13 protein-coding genes and 1 pseudogene are annotated in these 18987 nt (G+C 72.6%); 5 read left to right on the top strand and 9 right to left on the bottom strand.

Annotation, left to right across the window (positions count from 1 at the left end; all coding sequences use genetic code 11):
- Window positions 1–219: 219 nt before the first annotated feature.
- Complete coding sequence (locus tag ACZ573_RS15280; protein ID WP_471303797.1) at window positions 220–1020, bottom strand: crotonase/enoyl-CoA hydratase family protein; 801 nt, start codon at window positions 1018–1020, stop codon at window positions 220–222.
- Window positions 1021–1218: 198 nt separating this feature from the next.
- Here ACZ573_RS15280 and ACZ573_RS15285 point away from each other — a divergent pair, with 198 nt between their 5' ends.
- Window positions 1219–2847, top strand: a complete 1629-nt coding sequence (locus ACZ573_RS15285) for an acyl-CoA synthetase (protein WP_471303800.1) — start codon at window positions 1219–1221, stop codon at window positions 2845–2847.
- A gap of 133 nt (window positions 2848–2980) precedes the next feature.
- Here ACZ573_RS15285 and ACZ573_RS15290 read toward each other — a convergent pair whose 3' ends face one another.
- Together ACZ573_RS15290 and ACZ573_RS15295 are read right to left on the bottom strand one after the other, a co-directional pair.
- Entirely contained in the window at window positions 2981–3493 is a 513-nt protein-coding gene (locus tag ACZ573_RS15290) for a hypothetical protein (RefSeq protein ID WP_471303802.1), read from the bottom strand.
- Window positions 3494–3593: 100 nt separating this feature from the next.
- Window positions 3594–4445: an alpha/beta fold hydrolase gene (locus ACZ573_RS15295; protein WP_471303804.1), complete on the bottom strand. Its 852-nt coding sequence runs from the start codon at window positions 4443–4445 to the stop codon at window positions 3594–3596.
- Between the two features lie 106 nt (window positions 4446–4551).
- On the opposite strand from ACZ573_RS15295, the gene paaK reads away from it, so the two are divergent.
- Window positions 4552–5880 carry a phenylacetate--CoA ligase PaaK gene (gene paaK, locus ACZ573_RS15300; RefSeq protein ID WP_471303807.1) on the top strand — a complete coding sequence of 443 codons (1329 nt, stop codon included), beginning with the start codon at window positions 4552–4554 and terminating at the stop codon, window positions 5878–5880.
- 71 nt (window positions 5881–5951) lie between these two features.
- The gene (locus ACZ573_RS15305) at window positions 5952–6806 is read left to right on the top strand and encodes a YhjD/YihY/BrkB family envelope integrity protein (protein ID WP_471303809.1); all 855 of its coding nucleotides are present in this window, start codon (window positions 5952–5954) and stop codon (window positions 6804–6806) included.
- A gap of 47 nt (window positions 6807–6853) precedes the next feature.
- Here ACZ573_RS15305 and ACZ573_RS15310 read toward each other — a convergent pair whose 3' ends face one another.
- A complete protein-coding gene (locus ACZ573_RS15310) occupies window positions 6854–8395 on the bottom strand; it encodes a fatty acyl-CoA synthetase (protein ID WP_471303811.1) in 1542 nt (513 codons plus the stop codon).
- Between the two features lie 157 nt (window positions 8396–8552).
- On the opposite strand from ACZ573_RS15310, the gene ACZ573_RS15315 reads away from it, so the two are divergent.
- Window positions 8553–11006: a penicillin acylase family protein gene (locus tag ACZ573_RS15315; RefSeq protein ID WP_471303813.1), complete on the top strand. Its 2454-nt coding sequence runs from the start codon at window positions 8553–8555 to the stop codon at window positions 11004–11006.
- Window positions 11007–11077: 71 nt separating this feature from the next.
- On the opposite strand, the gene ACZ573_RS15320 is transcribed toward ACZ573_RS15315, so the two are convergent.
- From ACZ573_RS15320 to ACZ573_RS15330, 3 genes are all read right to left on the bottom strand, one after another.
- Window positions 11078–12181 (bottom strand): calcium:cation antiporter, encoded by a 1104-nt coding sequence (locus ACZ573_RS15320; RefSeq protein ID WP_471303816.1) that lies wholly within the window; start codon window positions 12179–12181, stop codon window positions 11078–11080.
- A gap of 135 nt (window positions 12182–12316) precedes the next feature.
- A complete protein-coding gene (locus tag ACZ573_RS15325) occupies window positions 12317–13900 on the bottom strand; it encodes an acyl-CoA synthetase (protein WP_471303818.1) in 1584 nt (527 codons plus the stop codon).
- Between the two features lie 5 nt (window positions 13901–13905).
- Entirely contained in the window at window positions 13906–15021 is a 1116-nt protein-coding gene (locus ACZ573_RS15330; RefSeq protein WP_471303821.1) for a nitronate monooxygenase, read from the bottom strand.
- 322 nt (window positions 15022–15343) lie between these two features.
- On the opposite strand from ACZ573_RS15330, the gene ACZ573_RS15335 reads away from it, so the two are divergent.
- Entirely contained in the window at window positions 15344–17233 is a 1890-nt protein-coding gene (locus tag ACZ573_RS15335) for a serine hydrolase domain-containing protein (protein ID WP_471303823.1), read from the top strand.
- A 276-nt stretch (window positions 17234–17509) separates the two neighbouring features.
- On the opposite strand, the pseudogene ACZ573_RS15340 reads toward ACZ573_RS15335, so the two are convergent.
- Window positions 17510–17665 (bottom strand): annotated as a pseudogene (locus ACZ573_RS15340) (VOC family protein); the annotation flags it as partial.
- Window positions 17666–17704: 39 nt separating this feature from the next.
- A complete protein-coding gene (locus ACZ573_RS15345) occupies window positions 17705–18757 on the bottom strand; it encodes a tyrosine-type recombinase/integrase (protein ID WP_471303825.1) in 1053 nt (350 codons plus the stop codon).
- Window positions 18758–18987 lie beyond the last annotated feature (230 nt).

Consider the following 18987-nt stretch of genomic DNA (forward strand, 5'->3'; position numbering starts at 1 on the left):
CGATGCGATCGATTCCGATGTTGTCAGCCCCGCCGGCACTTTCAGCCCCGCCGGCGTTCGAGGCGCCTTCGCAGCCCCGCCGGCGATTGAGGCGCTCTTTTCAGCCCCGCCGGCGTTTGAGGCGCGGGGGTCCGGCGGCAGCGCCCCCGGCAACGGCGCCGCACCCGGGCAGGGCCACGGCCACGGCCACGGCCACGGCCACGGCCACGGCGTGCCGAACTACTCGCGCCGATACACCGCGGGCCGCTTCTCGGCGAACGCCCGCGCCCCCTCCTTCGCATCGGCGGTGTCGAAGACCGGCCACCCCCGCAGGAGTTCCGAGGCCAGCCCCTCCCGCTCCGTCATCTCGGCGGTCTCGTAGACCGACGCCTTGACCGCCTCCACCGCCAGCGGCCCGCACGCGTTGATCCGCTCCGCGATCTCCAGGGCCGCCGCCAGCGCCGTACCGTCCGGCACCACCCGCCCGACCAGACCGATCCGCTCGGCCTCGGCGGCGGAGTACGGGCGGCCGGTCAGCAGCATCTCCAGGGCGTGCGTACGCGGGATCTGGCGCGGCAGCCGCACCGTGGAGCCACCGATCGGGAAGAGTCCGCGCTTGACCTCGAACAGCCCGAAGGTCGCGCCCTCGGCCGCCACCCGGATGTCCGTACCCTGCAGGATCTCGGTCCCGCCGGCCACGCAGTAGCCCTCCACCGCCGCGATCACCGGCTTGCGCGGCCGGTGGTGGCGCAGCATCGCCTTCCAGTGCAGGTCGGGGTCGGCCTTCAGGCGGTCCCGGTACAGGTCGCCCGCCATGCCCTTCCCGGCCAGGGCCTTGAGGTCCATTCCGGCGCAGAAGTCCCCGCCCGCGCCGGTGAGGACCACCGAGCGGATCCCGTCGTCGGCGTCCGCCTCCAGCCAGCCGTCGTACAGCCCCACCAGCAGCGGCAGCGAGAGCGCGTTCTTCGCCTCGGGCCTGTTCATGGTGAGCACCAGCGTGGCGCCGTGCCGGTCCACGGTCAGGTGTTCCGTCCCACCCATTGCCGTCCTCCCGTCTCAAGACCTAGAACAGGTTGCAGTAGGGGAGGGTGCAGTTCAATAGTTTTCTGACACCCAGTCAGATTTCTTGGATGCTGCCCTTCCCAGTTGCCTGCTCCGGCGCTCTAATGACCGCCGGAGCAGGCCGGCCACATGGCCGGTCGTCGGGAACTCCGGGAACATCCAGGGTCAGGAGGAACGGTGGAGTACAACCTTGCCGACCTGTTCGAGTCGGTCGTGGACGTGGTCCCGGACCGTGAGGCCCTCGTGTACGTGGACCACCCCGGGACCGGCGCCGAGCGCCGCCTGACGTACGCGGAGCTCGACACGGCGGCGAACCGGATCGCCCACCACCTGCTCGACAGCGGCTTGACGGCCGGCGAGCACCTGGGCCTTCACCTCTACAACGGGATCGAGTACCTGCAGACGGTGCTGGCCTGCTTGAAGGCGCGGCTGGTGCCGGTGAACGTCAACTACCGGTACGTGGAGGAGGAACTCGTCTACCTCTACAACGACGCCGATCTCGCCGCCCTCGTATTCGAGGGCGAGTTCACCGAGCGGGTCGCGGCCGCGCTGCCGCAGACGACGAAGCTCCGGCACCTGATCCGGGTCGGCCAGGCCCCCGAGGGCGCCCCCGAACCGTCGATCGCGCCCGTCCCGTACGCGGACGCCGAGGCGGCCGGATCACCCGGGCGCGGATTCCCGCCGCGCAGCCCCGACGACCTGTTCATCATCTACACCGGCGGCACCACGGGCATGCCCAAGGGCGTGATGTGGCGGGCCGAGGACCTCTTCTTCGCCGGACTCTTCGGCGGCGAGCCCTCGGGCGAGCCGGTGAAGCGGCCCGAGGAACTGGCCGAGCGGGTCGCGGCGCGGGGCGCCGGGCTCACCTTCTTCCCCGCGCCCCCGCTGATGCACGGCACGTCGACGCTGACCTCGTTCATCGCCTTCAACTACGGCCAGCGGGTGGTCATCCACCGGAAGTACGCGCCGGAGGAAGTGCTCCGTACGATCGAGAAGGAGAAGGTTTCCAGCGTGTCGCTGGTCGGCGACGCGATGCTGAGGCCGCTGATCGACGCCCTGAACGGCCCGCTCAAGGGCACGGACCTGTCGTCGCTGTTCAGCGTCTCCTCGTCCGGGGCGATCATGTCGGAGACGGTGCGGGCCGAGTTCCAGCGGCTGGTGCCGAACGTGCTGCTCCTGAACAACTTCGGGTCGTCCGAATCCGGGTCCAACGGCCGGGCGGCGGACGACTCCGGACCGGAGAAGGGCTTCCGCCTGGTGGTCAACGACCGTACGCAGGTGGTGGATCCGGTGACGCACGAGCCGGTGGCGGTCGGCGAGCCCGGTCGCCTCGCCCAGCGCGGGCACGTCCCGCTCGGCTACTACAACGACCCGGCCAAGACCGCCGAGACCTTCTTCCAGAAGGGCACGGAGCGCTGGGTGCTGCTCGGAGACATGGCGACCGTCGACGAGCAGGGCATCGTCACGGTGCTCGGGCGCGGCTCGCAGTGCATCAACACGGGTGGTGAGAAGGTGTATCCGGAGGAGGTCGAACAGGCCCTGAAGTCCCACCCCGACGTGTACGACGCCTTGGTGGCGGGGGTCCCGGACGCGACCTGGGGCAGCCATGTGGCCGCGGTGGTCCAGGTCCGGGAGGGTGCCGAGGCGCCGTCCCTGGACCAGATCCAGAGCCATTGCCGCACCAGGCTGGCGGGCTACAAGATCCCGCGGCAGCTGGTCATCGCACCCGCCATCCAGCGGTCCCCGAGCGGCAAGGCGGACTACCGCTGGGCGAAGGCGGTGGCGACGGAGGCGGACACGGCCTGATCGTCCGCGCCCGTCGGCGGCCGGGGCCCGCCGGAAGGGCACCGGCCGGCGGGCCGTACGGGTCGGGGCGTACGGGTCGGGGCGTACGGGTCGTACGGGGTCGGGGCATACGGGTCGTACGCCCGGCGTTCGCTCAGGACGGCGCGGGTGCGGGTGTGAGGGCCGGGGCGGAAGGTGCGGCGGGGGCGGTGGAGGCGTCGTCCCCGTCCACGCAGATCAGCGAGACGATGACCGGCGCCTGCAGACCCGGTGCGGGGTCACCCGCAAAGGTGGCCAGGGCCGTCCAGTTGTTCTTCGTCAGGGTCACCGACGCCCCGCCGGTGTCGGGGCCGTTCTGCCAGCCGTACTCGGAACGGGCCCGCGCGAGGGCCGCTTTCATGGCGGCGTCCACCGTCTCCGGCGCGTGACGCCCCGAGAGCCGTTCGTGGCACTTGCCCAGAACCCCGGAGGGTTCCCGCTCAACCGTGATGCCCTCCGCCGCCAGGATCGAGGTCATCTCCGACACCACCGTTTCGCGAGGCAGCGGCGGACCCGAGAACCGCGGAGGCAGCGGGCCGAGGTCCCGCAGCAAAAACGCGCCGGCGGCCGCCGCCAACGCCGTCAAGGCCAGGGACGCCAGGGCTGTGAGCACCACTATCCGTCGCACGATGATGTCGGTCCTCTCGGTTCGCGGTACGGCCGGTCAGTCTGCCATCCCGCCGATCTTGATGAACCACCGCCCGACGAGCCCCCGCCGCGCCGCGCCCTCAGACGCCTTCCGCCAGGAACCGCTCCACACGGGCCGCGAACCAGGCCGCGTCGTCCAGCCACGGGAAGTGGCCGGCCCGCGGCTGGACGTCGACCGCGCCCCGCGGGAACAGCGTGGCGAGCCGGGCCGCCAGGGCGGGGCGGGGGTTTCCGTCCAGTTCCGCGGCCAGTACCAGGACCTCGCCCGCGACCCGGCGGAGCGCCGCACGCGTGGCGGGCGGGTCGAAGGCTCCGGGGCCCGCGTAGGCCTCGGCGGCCTTCTCGTTCTGCTGCCGTGCGTTCGCCGCCCAGTGCGCCCGGGCCGTCGCGTCCCATTTCCCGTAGAACACCGGCGCGGCCAGCTCCCAGTCCTCCTCGCCGTGGGCGGTGTCCGCGAGGATCCGCTCGTAGGCCGCGATGGCCGTGTCGTACGGCTCGCCGCCCGCCCGCAGCCGGGCCCCCTCCAGCCGGTCCTCCGCGGCGACCGGGAGGTCCACCGCCCACGCGGTCGGGGTGACCAGGACGGTCCGGCGCAGCCGCTCGGGGTGCGCGGCCGCGTAGAGCTGGGCGAGGTTGCCGCCGGCGGAGTGGGCGAGGAGGTCCATGCGCTCCAGGCCCAGGTGCGCCCGCAGCGCCTCGACGTCGCCGACCTGGTGGTCGACGCGGTACGTCGACTCGTCCGCCGGTACCGCGGAGTCGCCCGTGCCGCGCAGGTCGAGGAGGATCAGAAGGCGGCCTTCCGCCAGTCCGCCGAGGTCTCCCAGGTAGGCGGAGGCCCGCATGGCGCCGCCCGGGATGCAGACCAGCGGCTCACCGTGGCCCTGGAGGTGGTAGGCGAGTTCGGTTCCGTCGTAGGTGGTGAAGGTAGGCATGCCGGCCAACATAAAAGACGATCACTCGTTCGAGTCATTGATTTAACCTGCGGATTCCTGGCAATCTACCGAATGATCGGTCGGTTTCTCCTGGTGAGGTGACGGCATGGCGGTGTACACGGATCTCCACGACACGGGCGAGCGGCTGGGCCGCGACGAGCTGGCCGCCCTCCAGCTCACCCGGCTGCGCGCGACCCTGCACCGCGCGTACGAGAAGGTGCCGTTCTACCGCCAAGCCTTCGACAAGGCCGGTGTGCATCCCGACGACTGCCGCTCCCTCGCCGACCTCTCCCTGTTCCCCCTGACCACCAAGGCCGATCTGCGCGACCAGTACCCCTTCGGGATGTTCGCCGTGCCGCGCTCGCAGGTGCGTCGCATCCACGCCTCGAGCGGCACCACAGGGCGGCCGACCGTCGTCGGGTACACCGACGGGGACCTCGCCACCTGGGCGGACGTCGTCGCCCGGTCCATACGGGCGGCGGGCGGACGGCCCGGCCAGATCATCCACATCGCCTACGGGTACGGGCTGTTCACCGGTGGCCTGGGCGCGCACTACGGCGCCGAGCGCCTCGGCTGTACGGTCGTGCCCGCGTCGGGCGGGATGACGGACCGGCAGGTCCGGCTCATCGAGGACTTCCGGCCGGAGGTCATCATGGTGACGCCGTCCTACATGCTGACCCTGCTGGACGAGATGGAGCGCCAGGGGATCGATCCGCGCGCCACCTCGTTGCGGACGGGGATCTTCGGTGCCGAGCCGTGGACCGAGGAGATGCGCCGGGAGATCGAGGAACGGCTGGATATCGACGCGGTGGACATATACGGCCTGTCCGAGGTCATCGGACCGGGCGTGGCGCAGGAGTTCGCGGAGACCAAGGACGGCCTCCACATCTGGGAGGACCACTTCTATCCCGAGGTGGTCGATCCGCTGACCGGCGCGGTGCTGCCGGAGGGCGAGCCCGGCGAGCTGGTGTTCACCTCCCTCACCAAGGAGGCCATGCCCGTCATCCGCTACCGCACCCGGGACCTGACGCGGCTGCTGCCCGGAACGGCCCGGCCGGCCTTCCGCCGGATGGAGAAGATCACGGGGCGCAGCGACGACATGATCATCCTGCGCGGGGTGAACGTGTACCCGACACAGATCGAGGAGGTCCTGCTCCGGACACCGGGCCTGGCTCCCCACTTCCAGCTGCGGCTGAGCCGGGAGGGCCGGATGGACGCCCTGACGGTACGGGTGGAGGCGCGTCGGGAGACGGACGCCGAGCGGCGGCGGGAAGCGGCCGCCGCCGTGGTCCGGGCCGTCAAGGAGGGGGTCGGGGTCTCCGTCCGGGTCGAGGTGGTCGACCCGGAGACGCTGGAGCGTTCGGTGGGGAAGATCAAGAGACTGGTCGACCTCCGCGGAGCCGGGGAGGCGAGGGACACGCGTCCGGGCGGCTGAAACCACCCCTTCGGGCCCATTTGGGGGTGGCTCCCGGGAGCGGGCCGGCGCTCGGGGGTAGTGCATGAGGTGTGATCTCCACCGTCCGACAGCTCTACGACCGGCTCCAGGGCTCCCAGATCGGGCTGGCCTGGAGCCGTGGCCGGGAGATGGAGCTGATGCACCGGGCGATGGGCTTCGCGGCCCTCGGCTTCCTCACCCTGGTGCCGCTGCTGGTGGTCGTGGCGGCCGCTGCACCCGGGAGCGGCTCGGGCTTCGGCCGCTGGCTCGGCCAGGCCCTCGGGGTGACGGAGGCCTCGCGGGTGCGGGTGGAGATGCTGTTCGGCGCCGCGGACCTGGCGCTGGAGCGGACCACCGCGTTCGGTCTGGCCGCGCTCGCGGTGTTCGGCCTGACCTTCGGTTCGGCCGTACAGACCGGCTACGAGAAGGTGTGGGACCTGCCGACCGCGCGCTGGCACACCATGTGGCTGCACGTCGTCTGGCTCGCCCTGCTCGTCTGCTACCTCGGCCTGCTCGTGGGGATCCCCTCGCCGTCGAACGACGCCATCGGCACGGTCCTCGGAGCTCTGGGCGACCTCGTCGGCACCTGCCTGTTCTTCATCGTCTCGCAGCGCCTGCTGCTCGGCGGGCGGGTCCGCTGGCGCGCCCTGGTGCCGGGGGCGGTCGCCACCAGCCTCGGGCTGCTGGGGCTGCGGATCTTCTCGCAGCTGGTGTTCTCCCCGCTCATCGCCTCCAACGCGGTGATCTACGGCCCCTTCGGCACCCTGCTCGTCGTGCAGTCCTGGCTGGTCGGCGTCGGCTTCGTGGTCTACGGCGGCGCGCTCGTCGGCCGGCTCGTGCACGAACACCTGACCCTGCGGCGGCTGCGGCGCAGCGGGCTCTTCCCTCCCGAGGGCCCCGCCGCACACCCTCCGCGCCCCGGCTGACCGGGCTCCCCCGCCGGGCTCCCCCGTCCGGCGTCAGGGGCCGGGCATCAGCGGCCGGGCTCCGCGAAGCGGTCGCGCAGTTCCCGCTTGAGGATCTTGCCGCTGGCGTTGCGCGGAAGGGCGTCCACGAAGACCACCCGCTTCGGCGCCTTGAAGTGGGCGAGCCTCTCCCGCGCGTAGGCCATCAGCTCCGCCTCCGTCACCTCCCCCGCCTCTGCGCGCGGCACCACCACCGCGGTGACGGCCTCGATCCATCGCTCGTCGGGCAGCCCCACCACCGCCGCCTCGGCCACGCCGGGGTGGGTGTAGAGCACGTCCTCCACCTGCCGTGAGGCGACCAGGACCCCGCCGGAGTTGATGACGTCCTTCACCCGGTCCACGACCGTGAAGTACCCCTGCGCGTCACGCACCGCGAGGTCGCCCGAGCGGAACCAGCCGTCCCGGAAGGCCTTCTCCGTGGCCACCGGGTCGTTCCAGTACCCCAGGCAGAGCTGGGGCGAGCGGTAGACCACCTCGCCCGCCGTTCCGTCCGGCACGTCCTTGCCGTCCTCGTCGACGACCTTCGCCTCGACGTGGCGCACCGGCCGCCCGCAGGAGTCCATCCGCCCCTCATGCTCCGCCGGTCCGAGCACCGTGGCCAGCGGGCCGATCTCGCTCTGGCCGAAGCAGTTGTAGAAGCCGAGCCCCGGCAGTCGCTCGCGCAGGCGTTCCAGGACCGGGACCGGCATGATCGAGGCCCCGTAGTACGCCTTCCGCAGCGCGCCCAGCTCACGCACCGCGAACTCCGGGTGATTGGCGAGGCCGATCCACACCGTCGGCGGGGCGAAGAGGCTGTCCGCCTCCCCGGCCTCGACCAGGTCGAAGATCCGCTCCGCGACCGGTGCGTCCACGATCGTGTTCCGTGCCCCCACCGCCAGGTAGGGCAGCAGGAAGACGTGCATCTGCGCCGAGTGGTAGAGCGGCAGTGAGTGCACGGGCCGGTCGTCCCCGTCCAGGTCCAGCGCCTCGATCGCACTCTCGTACTCGTGGGCGAGGGCCCGGTGGGTCATCATCGCGCCCTTGGGCAGGGCGGTGGTCCCCGAGGTGTAGAGGAGCTGCGCCGGCGTGCCCGGATCCCGGTCGGCCTCAAAGGGCAGCGGCTCGGCCAGCTCCGCCAGGAAGGAACCGGGGGCGTCGCGCAGCGCCCGTACCGGGTACCCGTCGGGGATCCGCCCCGCCAGGCCGGGATCGGCGAGGACCAAGGCGCTCGCGGAGTTGTCCAGGATGTACGCGAGGTCCTCGCCGGTGAGGTTCTGGTTGACCGGGACGTGGATGAGCCCGGCGCGGGCGCAGGCGAGGAATGCCAGGAGGTAGGCGTCGGAGTTGTGGGCGAAGGTGGCGACCCGGTCGCCGCCGTCCAGCCCGTACCGCTCCCGCAGCACGGCGGCGCCGGTGGTGACGGCCGCGTCGAGTTCCGCGTACGTCCAGGTGCGTTCGCGGTAGCGCACGGCCGGGCGGTCGGGGACCCGCCGCGCGCTGTCGTGCACCAGCCCGTCGACCGTGTTGTCCCGCACCGCTCGCACTGCCCGCACCGCCCGGTCTGCCGTCATGGCGCGATCCTCGTCCTCCCGTACGCCCAAGGTCAATAACCGGATACCGAACGGGATGTTGACAGATCATCGGATGGGCTGAATGAGTGAGGGGGCACGGACGTACCGCCTGTCCAACGGCTAACCACGCCCATCCACGGGCTACTCGGGAGGACTGTTGCATCTCAGCACTCGTCCGATACTCCGCCGCGCCGCCCTCACCGGCGCCGCCCTGCTCGCCGCGACGGCCGCCGTGCCCCAGGCCTCGGCGGCCGCGGCGCCCGACGGCCGGAGCGCCGTCGGCGGCGGTCTGTCCGCCGTCATCCGGTACACCGAGAACGGCATCCCGCACATCCTCGCCCCCGATTACCCGCGGCTCGGCTTCGGCACCGGCTGGGCCCAGGCCGCCGACCAGGTCTGTGTCCTCGCGGACGGGTTCGTGACCGTCGCCGGTGAGCGTTCGCGCTGGTTCGGCCCGGACGCGGCGCCCGACTTCTCGCTCTCCTCGGCCACGAAGAACCTCTCCAGCGACCTGTACTTCAAGGGGGTGCGGGAGTCCGGCACCGTGGAGAAGCTGCTGGCGACCCCCGCCCCGGCCGGTCCCACCCAGAACCTCAAAGACCTGATGCGCGGCTGGGCCGCCGGGTACAACGCCTGGCTGGCCCAGAACGAGGTCACCGACCCGGCGTGCAAAGGCGCCGGCTGGGTCCGCCCGGTCACCACGGCCGATGTGGCCGCCCGCGCCTTCGCGGTCTCGGTCCTCGGCGGCCAGGGCCGCGGCATCGACGGCATCACGGCCGCGCAGCCCCCGGGCACCGCGGGCTCGCCGACCGGCCCCACCGCGCGCCCGCAGGCCGACCCGGCGGCCGATCCGGCGGCCGCCGCCGAGGCCGCGCGGGAGTTCTTCGACACCGGCCGCTACGACATGGGCTCCAACGCGGTGGCCTTCGCCGGATCCACCACGGCGAGCGGCCGTGGCCTGCTCCTCGGGAACCCGCACTACCCCTGGCACGGCGGGCGCCGCTTCTGGCAGTTCCAGCAGACCGTCCCGGGCGAGCTGAACGTCTCGGGCGCCTCTCTGCTCGGCACCGCCGTGGTCAGCATCGGCTTCAACGAGAAGGTGGCCTGGAGCCACACGGTCGCCACCGGCACCCCCGTCAACCTCCAGCAGCTCGCCCTGGACCCGGCCGACCCGACCGCCTACCTCGTCGACGGCACGCCGGAACGGATGACCCGGCGGACCGTCACCGTCCCCGTGGCGGGCGGCGCCCCGGTCACCCGCACCCAGTGGTGGACCCGCTACGGACCGGTGGTCTCGGACCTCGGCCCGGGCCTTCCCCTGCCGTGGACCGCGCAGACGGCGTACGCGCTGAACGACCCGAACGCCATGAACCTGCGCGGTTCCGACACCGCCCTCGCGATGGGCAGGGCCCGCTCGGTGGCCGGGATCCAGGACGCCCTCGGGCGCACCCAGGGCCTGCCCTGGGTCAACACCGTGGCCGCCGACTCCGCGGGCGGCACCCTCTTCACCCAGACCCAGGTGCTCCCCCGGATCACCGACGAGCTGGCGGCCCGCTGCTCCACCCCGCTGGGCCGGGCCACGTACCCGGCCTCGGGGCTGGCGGTGCTGGACGGCTCGCGCGGTGACTGCGCGATCGGCTCGGATCCGGACGCGGTGCAGCCGGGCGTCTTCGGCCCGGGGAAGGCGCCGACGCTGCGGGACGCCCCGTACGCCGAGAACTCCAACGACAGCGCCTGGCTGGCCAACGCCGACCGGCCGCTGACGGGCTACGAGCGGATCTGGGGCAGCGTCGCCACCCCGCGCTCGCTGCGCACCCGCGGCGCGGTCGAGGACGTGGCCGCGATGGCCGCGAGGGGCCGGCTGACCGTGGCCGACCTGCAGAAGCAGCAGTTCGCGAACCGGGTGCCGGCCGGTGATCTGGCGGCGGCGGACGCGGCGAAGGCGTGCGCCGCCCTGCCGGGCGGGACGGCGACGGCGAGCGACGGCGGCGCGGTGGACGTCTCGGCGGCCTGCGGGGTGCTGGCGGGCTGGGACCGTACGACCGACAGCGCCAGCCGCGGCGCGCTGCTCTTCGACCGGTTCTGGCGCAGGCTGACGGCCTCGACCCCGGCCAAGGACCTGTGGCTGGTGCCGTTCTCGGCGGCCGACCCCGTACGCACGCCCCGGACGCTCAACCGGACGGCGCCCGGCATCGGGCGGGCGTTCGCGGACGCGGTGGCGGAGCTGAAGGCGGCCGGCATCGCGCTGGACGCCCCGCTGGGTGAGCACCAGTTCGTGGTCCGGGGCGGCCGCAGGCTGCCGGTGGGCGGCGGTACTGAAGCGCTCGGCGTCTGGAACAAGACCGAGGCGCCGTGGAACGCGGCGGCCGGCGGCTACCCGGAGGTCACGCACGGGTCCAGCCACATCCAGGCGGTCGGCTGGGACGGCGGCCGCTGTCCGGTGGCGCGCACCCTGCTCACGTACAGCCAGTCCTCGAACCCGCTCTCGCCGCACTACGCCGACCAGACCCGGATGTACGCCGAGGAGCGCTGGGTCACGGCACGTTTCTGCGAGCAGGACATCCTCACCTCGCCGAAGCTGAAGGTGGTCCTGGTGCGCGAACGGCGGTGATCACCCCCTGCATGCCCTGCATGCCCTGCATGCCCTGCGTGCCCTGCGTGCCCCTTCCTGGCCACAGCTCTTCACGGGCTGACGGCCAGGAAGAGGTACGCGGCCAGCAGCACGATGTGCACGCCGCCCTGGAGCAGGGTGGCCCGCCCCGGGACGATGGTGAGGGCGCTGACCACGATGGTGAGGGCGAGCAGCACCATGTGGATCGGGCCGAGGCCGAGCAGGAGCGGGCCGGAGAGCCAGATCGAGGCGAGGGCGATCGCCGGGATGGTCAGGCCGATGCTGGCGATGGCGGATCCGTAGGCGAGGTTGAGACTGGTCTGCACACGGTCGCGGCGGGCGGCCCGGACGGCGGCGAGGGTCTCGGGGAGCAGGACGAGCAGGGCGATGATCACACCGACGACCGCCTGGGGCAGGCCGGCGGCCGCGACGGCCCGCTCGATGGTCGGGGAGACGGCCTTGGCGTCGCCGACCACGGCGACGAGCGCGACCAGCAGCAGGGCGAGGCTGATGAGCGCGGCGCGGGCGGTGGGCGCTTCCGCGTGGTCCTCGCCGCCGCCGGGCCCCTGTCCGGTGTCCACGGGCAGGAAGTAGCTGCGGTGACGGACCGTCTGGACGGCCACGAAGAGCCCGTACAGGGCGAGCGAGGCGACGGCGGCGAAGGTGAGCTGCGCGGTGGAGAACTCCGGGCCCGGCTTGCTGGTGGTGAAGGTCGGCAGGACGAGGCTGAGGGTGGCCAGGGTCGCGACGGTGGCGAGGGCCGCACCGGATCCCTCGGGGTTGAACACGGCGACCCGGTTGCGCAGGGCGCCGACCAGCAGCGAGATGCCGACGATGCCGTTGCAGGTGATCATGACGGCGGCGAAGACCGTGTCCCGGGCCAGGGAGGCGGTCTTGTCGCCGCCGTCGGCCATCAGGGTGACGATGAGCGCCACTTCGATCACGGTGACCGCCACGGCGAGGACCAGGGAGCCGAAGGGCTCCCCGACCCGGTGGGCGACGACCTCGGCGTGGTGGACGGCCGCCAGCACCGCGCCCGCGAGGCAGAGCGCGACGAGCGCCACCGCGAAGCCGGGTAGGTCCCGCCCCCAGCTGAAGACGAGCGCGACCAGCGCCACCACGGGGACCACCACGGTCCAGTCGGTCAGGGGAGATCTGCGCGCAGTCGTACTCATATCAGCCAAGTTGCCAGAAGTGTCCCGCCAGTGCGGCGCAAGGCGCGCCTCCGGGGCCGTGACGTGGCTTTTCTCACGGCATCGCTCGACGTGGCGGGCCCGGGGCGCGCGGCCGCAGCGACGCCGCGGCCGGCGTCACAGCGGGCGGTCGTGCCCCTCCCAGTACGGGTCGCGCAGCCGCCGCTTGTAGAGCTTGCCGTTCGGGTCGCGGGGCATCGTCTCGATGAAATCGACCGTCTTGGGGCGTTTGTAGCCGGCGAGCTGCCGTTCGCAGTGGTGCAGGATCTCCGCGGCCAGGGCGTCGCCCGCGACGAAGCCCTCGGCCGGTTCGACGACCGCCTTGACCTGCTCGCCCCAGTCGGCGTGGGGGATGCCGAAGGCGGCGGCGTCCGCGACGGCCGGGTGGGTGAGCAGGGCCGATTCGATCTCGGCCGGGTAGATGTTGACGCCACCCGAGATGATCATGTCGATCTTGCGGTCGCGGAGGAAGAGGTAGCCCTCCTCGTCCATCAGCCCGAGATCGCCGACCGTGAAGAAGTCGCCGATCCGGTTCTTCCTCGTCTTGCCCTCGTCCTTGTGGTAGCTGAAGCCGCCGGTGTTCATCTTGAGGTAGACGGTGCCCAGTTCGCCGGAGGGCAGCCGGTTGCCGTCGTCGTCGAAGATGGCGAGTTCGCTGATCGGCCAGGCCTTGCCGACGGTTCCCGGCTTCTTCAGCCAGTCCTCGGCCGTCGCGAAGGCACCGCCGCCCTCGCTGGCCGCGTAGTACTCCTCCACGCAGCGGCCCCACCAGTCGATCATCGCCCGTTTGACGTGGTCGGGGCAGGGCGCGGCGCCGTGGATGGCGTGCCGCATCGAGGAGACGTCGTACGCGTCCTTCGTCTCCTGCGGGAGGGCGAGGAGCCGGTGGAACTGGGTCGGCACCATGTGGGTGTGCGTGCAGGCGTGGACGTCGATCAGGCGGAGCATCTCCTGCGGGGTCCACTTGTCCATCAGGACCAGCGGGTGCCCGATGTGCAGGGCGGCGCCCGCGAATTGGAGGACGGCCGTGTGGTAGAGCGGCGAGCAGACCAGGTGGACGTTGCCGTCGAAGGGCCGGATGCCGAAGATGCCGAGGAAGCCGCCCAGGTACGTCTCCTCCGGGAGCTTGCCGGGCAGCGGGCGGCGGATGCCGCGGGGGCGGCCGGTGGTCCCGGAGGTGTAGTTCATGACCCAGCCCAGCGTGCGGCCCTCGGGGGCGGTCGCGGGCTGCCCGTCGAGGAGCTGCGCGTACGGCCGGAAGCCCGCGACCGCTCCGACCGCGTAGCGGTGGCTCGCGGGCAGGCCGGCCTCGTCGGCGGCGGCCGTGGCGGCCTCGGCGAAGCGCTCATGGGCGATGAGGACCTTGGCGCCGGAGTCGGAGACGATCCAGGCGATCTCGGGGCCGACGAGGTGGTGGTTGACGGGGACGAGGTAGAGGCCCGCCTGGGAGGCGGCCAGGTAGGCGGTGAGGAACTCGACGCCGTTGGGGAGGACGACGGCGAAGACGTCGCCCTTCTCCAGGCCTGCGGCGCGCAGGCCGTGGACGAGGCGGTTGACGTCGGCGTGCAGCCGGCCCGCGCTCCATTCCTCGCCCTCGGGGGTCACCAGCACGGCGCGCCCCGGGTCGGCGGCGGCCTGGGCCCAGAAGCCGTTGGGCGGCTGCCGGTCGGCGGTGGGGGTGGTGGACGTCGTCGCGGTCATGGCACTCACGCCTCTCGGACTCGGCCGGCGATGCGGTTGATGCGGTCGATCGCCCGCTCGAACCCGCTGGTCAGGTCGTCGAAGACGGCCTGGACGCTGCGTTCCTCGGTCATCCGGCCGACGATCTGGCCGACGGGGGTGCCGAGCAGCGGCTGGATCTCGTACTTCTGGATCCGTGAGACGGCTTCGGCGACGAGCAGGCCCTGGAGCGGCATGGGGAGCGCACCGGGGCCCGCCGGGTCGTCCCAGGCGTCGGTCCACTCGGTGCGCAGCTGGCGGGCGGGTTTGCCGGTGAGGGCGCGGGAGCGGACGGTGTCGCCGGAGCCGGCGGCGAGCAGTTTCCCGGTGAGGGCGCGCGAGTGGAGGTCGGCCTCGGTGGTGGTCAGCCAGAGCGAGCCGAGCCAGGCGCCCTGGGCGCCGAGGGCGAGGCCGGCGGCGATCTGCTCGCCGCTGCCGATGCCGCCGGCGGCGAGGACCGGGAGGGGGGCGACGGCCTCGACGATCTCGGGGACCAGGACCATGGTGGCGATGTCGCCGGTGTGGCCGCCGGCCTCGTAGCCCTGGGCAACGACGATGTCGATGCCGGCTTCGGCGTGGCGGCGGGCGTGCTTGGCGCTGCCGGCGAGGGCGGCGACGAGGACGCCGTGGTCGTGGGCGCGCGCGATGACGTCGGCGGGCGGGGAACCGAGCGCGTTCGCCAGGAGTTTGATGGGGTAGTCGAAGGCGACGTCGAGCTGGTTGCGGGCGACCTGCTCCATCCAGCCGGTGATCCGCCAGCCGGAGGCTTCGCCTTCGGCGAGTTCGGGCACGTGGTGCTTGGCGAGGGTGTCGCGGACGAAGGCGCGGTGCGCGGCCGGGATCATCGCCTCGATGTCGGCCTCGCTGATGCCGTCGACGGCCTTCTTGGCGGGCATGACGACGTCGAGGCCGTAGGGCTTGCCGTCGGTGTGCGCCTGCATCCAGTCGAGGTCGCGTTTCAGGTCGTCGGGGGCCGTGTATCGGACCGCGCCGAGCACCCCGAAACCGCCCGCGCGGGTGATGGCAGCAGCGACCGCCGGGAAGGGCGTGAAGCCGAAGATGGCGTGCTCGACTCCCAGTTTCTTGCTCAGCTCCGTCTCCATGGGCGGCAGGATGCCGCAGCCCGGCGGTCGAGGGAAGAGATTTTCTGATGCAGTGTCAGATTCTTTACGGGCCGGTCGGTGCGGAGGGTGCCCGGTGGGCGGGCAGATACCCACTACCGTGCGGATCGCCTGCGGCGCGCTCGGCGGGTACGGGCTCCGGTCCGGTGTTCGCCTGCGGCCCGCTCAGCGGTTCCGGGCCCCGGGCGTCCCGCCCCCGCCAGGGGGCACCTCCCAGCGGTAGCCGGGGGAGTTCGAGGCGCGGGGTCCGGGGCGGAGCCCTGGGAGACGAGGCCGCAGGTGGACAGCGGACAGGAGGGCGGACATGACGGTACGCACGGGGGCCTTCGGCCGGACGAGCGGAGAAGCGCGGCCCGGACGGGCCGCAACGGTCGGGCCCGGGAAGACGAGCGGCCGGCCCGCGACAGCCGGTGGCCCGTTGACGCGGCGAAGGCTCGGGGGGCGGCTGCTGGCGCTCGGCGGGGTGCTCGTCCTGCACGCCGCACTTCCGGGCTCTGCGGGCGCCGCGGGCGACCCGGCCGAGCGGCGCGCGCTCCAGGGCCTGCGGCTGCGGTACGGATCCGCCCGCCAGGCCGGGTTGCTGGAGAAACACCTGGAGGGGGTGGCGGACGAGGCCCGGCGCTTCCTGGGCCCCTCCCCCGAACACCCCTACTACGCGGGGGCGGTGGTCCTCGCCGGCCGGGGCCGCACCATCGCCCTGCACCGTGCCATGGGGTACGCGGTGCGGTACGCGGACTACGACGGACGGACCGACCGGGTCCGGGAGTTCCCGGCGGCCGAACGGATCGCGATGGCCGAGGACACCGTCTTCGACCTGGCCTCGCTGACCAAGCTGTTCACCTCTGTCCTGGCGGTGCAGCAGATGGAGCGCGGGCGCCTGGAGCTGGAGGCTCCGGTGTGCCGGTACCTGCCGGAGTTCACCGGCGGCGGCAAGGAGATCGTCACGGTCCGTCAGCTGCTCACGCACACCTCGGGGTTGCGCTCCTGGGCGCCCTTCTACCAGGAGTCCACGCGGGAGGGGCAGCTGAGGCTGCTGTGGTCGGTGCGGCCGCAGGAGACCCCAGGGACCGTCTACCGCTATTCCGACCTCAATCTCATCGCGCTGCAACTGCTCCTGGAACGGATCACCGGTCGCACTCTGGATGTCCTGCTCCGCGACGAGATCACCGCTCCGCTCGGGATGCACCGCACTCGTTACAACCCACCGCTCTCCTGGCGCCGGGTCACGGCCGCCACCGAGGTGCAGCGCCCGCCCTGGTCCGGCCTGGACCGCGGGCTGGTGTGGGGCGAGGTCCACGACGAGAACGCCTGCGCGCTCGGCGGCGTCGCGGGCCACGCCGGGGTCTTCGGCACCGCCTGGGATCTGGCCGTCCTCGCCCGCGCCCTCCTCGACGGCGGGGTCTACGCGGGCAGGCGCATCCTGCGCCCCGCCTCCGTCGAGCTGCTGTTCACCGACTACAACACGGCCTTCCCCGGCGACGACCACGGTCTCGGCTTCGAGCTCTACCAGCACTGGTACATGGGCGCCATGGCCACCCCGCACTCCGCCGGGCACACCGGCTTCACCGGCACCTCCCTGGTCCTCGACCCCTCCACCGACTCGTTCCTGATCCTGCTCGGCAACTCCGTCCACCCCGTGCGGACCTGGCGGGCCGGCAGCGCACCACGGGTCGCGGTCGGCAACCGCTTCGCCCGCGCCGTCCCGGTCCGTACCCGGCACGGCGGCGCGGCCTGGTTCTCCGGCATCCAGGCGGGCGCCTCGGGCACCCTCACGCTGCCGCCGCTCCGCCCGGCCACGGCCGCCGCCCGGCTGCGCTGCGCCGTGTGGTGGGACACCGTGCCCGGCGAGGGTGCCCTGCACCTGGAGGCCTCCGCCGACGGGGAGCACTGGGAGGCGCTGCCCTTCAGCACGCTGCGGTCCACCGGCGGCGCACCCGAGCAGTGGCCTCGGGGCTCCGTGAGCGGCTGGTCGGGCCGCGTCTGGCACCGTCTCGAAGCCCCCCTCACGGCCGCCTGGGCGGGACGCGAGGTACGGCTGCGCTTCCGCCACACGGCGACCGGACGCTACGTAGGACGCGGGGCCTACGTGGACGTGGTCCGCGTGGCGGAACCGGGCCGCCTGCTCTTCGCGGAGGACCGCCCCGCCGACGCCGACCGCATCGAGGCCATCGGCTGGACCCGGTCGGCGGACTGACCCCGCCGAGCGCCCCCGCGGCTACACCCGGCCCAGGTCCTGTCGTCAAAGTGGCGTCGGTAAGGCCCGCGGCGTCCGGTGCCGTGCATCGCAAGGCGGAGGGGCGCCCGTGTACTGGACGTACTCGGGCGCTCCGACAACGCAGCGAGGTGCGGTGCCGGGCGTCGCAAGGCGGAGGGGCGCCCGTGTACTGGACGTACTCGGGCGCTCCGACAACGCAGCGAGGTGCGGTGCCGGGCGTCGCGGGCCTTACCGACGCCACTTTGACGACAGGACCTACTGCCGGACGAGGCAGAAGGGATGCCCCGCCGGGTCCGCGTAGACGCGCCAGCCGCGCCCGTCGGAGCCGTCGAGCAGCGTCCCGCCGGCCGCCAGCACCTCCTCCTGCGCCCGGTCCAGGTCCGGGACGCCGAGGTCCAGGTGGAACTGCTGGGAGGGCAGCCGGAATACGCCAGAAACGTGCCGTAGGGATCAACCCCGACGGCGGGCGGCGGGGTCGCGCTCAGCGACGTGCCGGGCGACCGCGTCGACGCCGGGGCGAGCGTAGCGTTCCAGGGACCGTACGGAGGCGTGGCGGGAGCGGGCCAGCAGCATCGGCGTGGACGTGCCGTTCTCCGCGTCGTGCGTCAACGCACTGTGCCTGAGCCGGTGCAATGTCCATCCCGCCAGGTCCTCGACGTCCTCGGGCCGGGCAAGCGGGTTCGCCAGCAGCCGGGTGGACTCCTCGAAGATCTCCTCCCCCCGGCGGTAGGAGAGCCGGGCCCGGCTGGTCTCCTCGCACACGTCCAGCGTCGCGGTTCCGGCTGGGGCCTTGCGACCGGTCAGGAACAGGGGCCCGCGGGTGCGGCCGGCGATCAGGCGGGGCAGGAGCTGGGCGGTGCCGGACTGCCAGTGGATCCACTCGGTCGCGCCGCCCTTGGCGGTGATCTTGCCGCGCTTGTCCTGCGGGTACAGGTCTTCCACGTTCAGGCACAGGACCTCGTCGGCCCGTGCGGCGGACTCGTAGAGCATCTTCCAGAACGTCTTCTCACGCAGTGAGACGTCCAGGCGCCACAGGGCAGCGATCTGATTCTCCGCTAGGGCCTTGGTGCGGTCCGGCGGCGCCGGCCGCCGCTCGATGCCGATCGTGGGATCGCCTTCGATCCAGCCCTGGCGGTGCCACCAGCCGATCGCCTTGCGCGCGATGGACAGCTCGCGGTTGACGGTGTCGGCGTCCATCTCGTCCGCCCGCGCCGCCGCCAGTTCGGCCAGCACCTCCGGCAGCGCCGGGTCGTCGATCGCCGCGACGAGGAAGACGGGCGGCTTCGCGCCCCGGCGGGCGGGTCCGGTCGGCGCGGGTTCGCCGGTGAGCATCCACCCCCACGTCGTCAGCGAGATCCGGTAGATCCGCGCGGAGGACTTCGCGATGCCCGCGCCGGTGAGATACCGCTCGACCGCCGCGGTGTACGACGCCGCCGGGGCGGACAGCGGCATCACTCGGGCGCGCGGCAACCGAAGCGCGCCCCCGGCCCCGAGTTTGGTCACTGGTTCGATCGTCACGCCCGCCCCGCCCCACTCAGCGCTGCCGCAGTAAATGCGTACACCTCACCCCGGTGGCCGGAACACCCCGCCGCAGGTCGTGGTGATCACGGTAGAGGCCTTGCCGCAGTAAATCCGGTATTTACTGCGACCCCACCCTGACGAGCCAACAGGTGCGGGAGGTCCGGTAAGCAGAACCGCCGCTCATGCGTTCCCGGCACGGTGTCATACCGTCA

The sequence above is a fragment of the Streptomyces sp. NPDC040545 genome (assembly GCF_055595065.1).